Origin of the sequence: Actinotalea sp., assembly GCF_035443605.1 — a bacterium.
Lineage (GTDB): Bacteria > Actinomycetota > Actinomycetes > Actinomycetales > Cellulomonadaceae > Actinotalea.
Genome location: NZ_DAORSQ010000157.1, coordinates 1 through 4,018, shown reverse-complemented (window position 1 = coordinate 4,018; position 4,018 = coordinate 1). Strand labels below are relative to the sequence as shown.

The 4,018-nt window shown below is 77.1% G+C and carries 3 protein-coding genes and 1 pseudogene; 3 read left to right on the top strand and 1 reads right to left on the bottom strand.

Annotated elements, in window-relative coordinates; all coding sequences use genetic code 11:
- The 3 genes from PKY62_RS12385 to PKY62_RS12375 form a co-directional block, all read left to right on the top strand.
- A partial coding sequence (locus PKY62_RS12385; protein WP_324537405.1) for a LuxR C-terminal-related transcriptional regulator occupies nucleotides 1-300 on the top strand: 300 nt, incomplete at its 5' end.
- 65 nt (nucleotides 301-365) lie between these two features.
- A complete protein-coding gene (locus PKY62_RS12380) occupies nucleotides 366-1,619 on the top strand; it encodes an HRDC domain-containing protein (RefSeq protein WP_324537403.1) in 1,254 nt (417 codons plus the stop codon).
- A 71-nt stretch (nucleotides 1,620-1,690) separates the two neighbouring features.
- Nucleotides 1,691-3,739 (top strand): 3-hydroxyacyl-CoA dehydrogenase NAD-binding domain-containing protein, encoded by a 2,049-nt coding sequence (locus tag PKY62_RS12375; RefSeq protein ID WP_324537401.1) that lies wholly within the window; start codon nucleotides 1,691-1,693, stop codon nucleotides 3,737-3,739.
- 27 nt (nucleotides 3,740-3,766) lie between these two features.
- Here the strand turns inward: PKY62_RS12375 and PKY62_RS12370 are convergent.
- Nucleotides 3,767-4,018, bottom strand: a pseudogene (locus PKY62_RS12370) (pyruvate formate-lyase-activating protein); the annotation flags it as partial.

The window sequence follows — 4,018 nt, the reverse complement described above, 5'->3', positions numbered from 1 at the left end:
GAGCTCGTCGTGCTCCTCGGCGGCGGGGTGCGGGGAGCCGTCGCGGCCGAGACCCCCACCGCCGTGCGGATCGCCGGCCGGGCCACCGCCGTCCCACGGCAGGGACCGGAGCTCACCGCACGGGAGCTCGGGGTCCTGGCGCTGGTCGCGGACGGCCAGTCCAACCGACAGATCGGCGAGCGCCTCGAGCTGTCCGCCCTGACCGTCAAGAGCCACCTCGCCCGGATCTCACGCAAGGTCGGCACGGGTGACCGGGCCGAGATGGTCGCCTACGCGATCCGCCACGAGCTGCTGACCTGAGCCGGACGGCCCGGCGCCAGCCTGCCTGACGCACCGGGGACCCGCGACCCCCTACCGTGTCAGGTATGCCGCATGCCCCGGACGCCCCGCCGCCCGACGAGGACGGCGCAGCCCCGGCGCCCGTCATCCCCCTGACGGTCCCCGCGGACGGCGTGCCGCCCGTCGTCACGACACCCGAGGCTCTCGAGGAGACCATCGCGGCCTTCGCCGCCGGCACGGGTCCGGTCGCGGTCGACGCCGAGCGCGCCTCGGGCTACCGCTACGGCCAGCGCACCTACCTCGTCCAGCTCCGCCGCGCCGGTGCGGGGACGGCCCTCATCGACCCCATCTCCGTCCCTGACCTGTCGGGGCTGTCCGAGGCCCTGCGCGGGGTCGAGTGGGTGCTGCACGCCGCGTCCCAGGACCTCCCAGGGCTCGCCGAGCAGGGGCTGCGCCCGGACGTCGTCTTCGACACAGAGCTGGCTGCGCGGCTGCTCGGGATGCCCCGCGTGGGCCTGGCCGCCGTGGTCGCCGAGATCCTGGGTCTGGGGCTGGCCAAGGAGCACTCGGCCGTCGACTGGTCCACGCGCCCCCTGCCGGCGGACTGGCTGCTCTACGCCGCGCTGGACGTCGAGGTGCTCGTCGAGCTGCGCGGGCTGCTGGGCGAGCGGCTGCACGCGAGCGGCAAGCACGAGTGGGCCGCCCAGGAGTTCGAGGCCGTCCGCACGGCGCCGCCGCCCCCGCCCCGCGTCGAGCCGTGGCGCCGCACCTCCGGCCTGCACGCGATCCGCGAGCCCCGGCGCCTCGCCGTCGTCCGCTCGCTGTGGGAGACGCGCGACGCCGACGCCCGACGTCGCGACATCTCCCCCGGCCGGGTGCTGCCGGACACGGCCATCGTCGCCGCTGCGACCGAGCTGCCGCGCACCCTGGACGCTCTGACGGCCCTGCGACCGTTCTCGGGGCGCGGCACCAAGCGGCGCGCCGACCAGTGGTTCGCCGCGATCGACGCCGCGATGGCCCTGCCGGACGCCGACCTGCCGCGCTCGCGCGGCCCCGGGGGCGACGGCCCGCCACCCGTGCGCGCGTGGGCCGACCGCGACCCCGCTGCCGCCGCACGGCTCGCCGCGGCCCGCGAGGTGGTGGCCTCGCTCACCGAGCTGCACGCCGTGCCGGCCGAGAACCTCCTGCAGCCGGACCTGCTGCGCCGGCTGTGCTGGACGCCGCCGCGGCCGCTCACCCCCGAGTCGGTGGCGCAGTCGCTCGCCGCGGGCGGGGCGCGACCGTGGCAGGTCGAGGTGGTCGGCGGGCCCGTCGGGCAGGTGCTTGCTAGCCTCGACTGAGGACGCCGACGTCCCCCTGGAGCCCCATGCCCGCCGCACCGGACCGTTCCGAGCACGTGACGCATGCCTCCATGCGGGACGTCGACCTCCCGGGCCTGGGCACGCTCGCCCTCGTGACCCTGGCCGCGGACGACCCCTCCCGGCCGCCCACCCTGGGAACCGGCGGGCTCACCGAGCTGCGCGACGTGCTGCTCGGTCAGCGGCGCCGGGCCGCGGCCGGGCAGATCGTGGCGCTGGCGATCACCGGGACGGGCGGCTACCTCGTCGCCGGCGCCGACCTGCACGAGGTCGCCCGCGTCCGGACGCGGGCCGAGGCCCGGGCGATCGGCGAGCTCGGTCACGCCACCTACCGCCTGCTCGCCGAGATCGGCGTGCCCACGCTGGCGATCGTCAACGGCGCCGCGCTGGGCGGCGGGCTCGAGCTGACCCTGCACTGCACCTGCCGCGCCGTGGGCGCCGACGTCACCGCGCTGGCGCTGCCGGAGGTGATGCTCGGCCTGGTGCCTGGGTGGGGCGGCTGCACGCTGCTGCCCGGGCTGCTCGGCACGGCCGGTGCGGTCGAGATGGTCCTGGAGCGGCCGCTCGCGGGCAACCGGATGACGGGTGCGGGCGAGGCGCTCGCCCTGGGGCTCGTCGACGTGGTGCTCGATCCGCACGACCTCGTCCCGGCCGCGCTCGCGTGGTTCGCCGACGTCCTGACCGGCCGGGTGCAGGTGCCCCGGCGCGGCCCCGAGGCCCCCGATGCGCGGCGCGCCGCGCTCGACCGGGCGGCGGCCCGCCTCGACCGGCGCCTGCACGGTGCCGCTCCCGCGCCGTACCGGGCCCTGGAGCTGCTCGCCGCGTCCCCGCCCGATCGTGACGCGGCCTTCGCCGCGGAGGACGACGCGCTGACCGACCTGCTGCTCAGCCCGCAGCTGCGCGCGGGCCTGTACGCGTTCGACCTCACCCGGGCGGCCCGGCGCCCGACCCTCCGGGCCGACCTCGCACGGCCCGTCCGGGTGCTCGGCGTCGTCGGGGCCGGCCTCATGGCCGCGCAGATCGCCGTGCTCGCTGCGCTGCGCCTGGACGTCCCGGTGCGGATGCGCGAGGTCGACGACGAGCGCGCCGCGGCCGGGCGGGCGAGGGTCGCCGAGCTCGTCGAGCGGCTGCGGTCCAGCGGCCGGGTCTCGGACGACCACGCGTCCCGGCTGCTCGCCGCCGTCTCGGTGGGCACCGATCTGCGCGCGCTGGCGGACGCGGACCTCGTCATCGAGGCCGTCTCCGAGGTGCTGGAGCTCAAGCGTCGCGTGTTCGCGGAGCTCGAGGACGTCGTTGCGCCGGACGCCGTGCTGGCCACCAACACCTCGGCGCTGTCGGTGACGGCGATGGCGACCGGACTGCGCCACCCCGAGCGCGTCGTGGGGCTGCACGTCTTCAACCCGGTGGCGCAGATGCCGCTCGTCGAGGTGGTGCGCGCCGCTGCCTCGACCGAGGCTGCGGTCGCCACCGCCGTCGCCGTGGCCGTCGCGCTCGGCAAGTCGCCGGTCACGGTGGGCGACCGGCCGGGGTTCGTCGTCAACCGGCTGCTGCTCCGACTGCTCGGTGAGGTCCTTGCGACGGTCGAGCGCGGCACCGACGTGCGGGTCGCCGACGCGGCACTGCGGCCGCTGGGGCTGCCGATGGGGCCGTTCGCCCTGCTCCAGCTGGTCGGCCTGCCCGTCGCGCTGCACGTGCTCGAGGCCCTGCGGACGGATCTGGGCGAGCGCTACCCGCGCTCCCCCGGTCTCGAGCTGCTTGCCGCGCGCGGCGGCCGCGTGGTGCCGGCCGCAGGGACCGGGCGGGAGCACGACGTCGACCCGCGGGTCCAGGAGGCGTTCGGGGCGCCGGGCGGCCCATGGGCGCTGGACGAGGCGGGGGTGCGGGCAGCTGTGCTCGCGGGTCTGGCCGAGGAGATCGGCCGCATGCTCGCGGACGGAGCCGTCACCTCGGCGGAGCAGGTGGACGTGTGCCTGGTGCTCGGCGCGGGCTGGCCGTTGCACCTGGGCGGGATCTGCCCGTACCTGGACCGCGAGGGCTGGTCGGAGCGGGTGCTCGGCCACCGGCTGCTGCCCGAGGGGCGGGCGGACGTGCCGACCGCCTGATGGGCGGAGCGCCCGGGCGACGTGAGGTCAGGTGACCTGCAGCGCGCGCGTGCGGAACTGCCCGCGCACACGCTCGAGGAGCTCCTCGTCGGGCGGCTCGGTCATCTCGAGGCGGTACTCCCGCCCGAGCGTGTGCCACGTGGCGCGGCCCCGCTGGTCGAACGGGACGACGTCCACGCGCTCGAGCGAGCCCAGCGTCGCGAGGTAGTCCGCCGCGGCCTCGACGTTCTGCCACTGGTCGGTCAGACCGGGCACGACGACGAACCGGGCCCACATCGC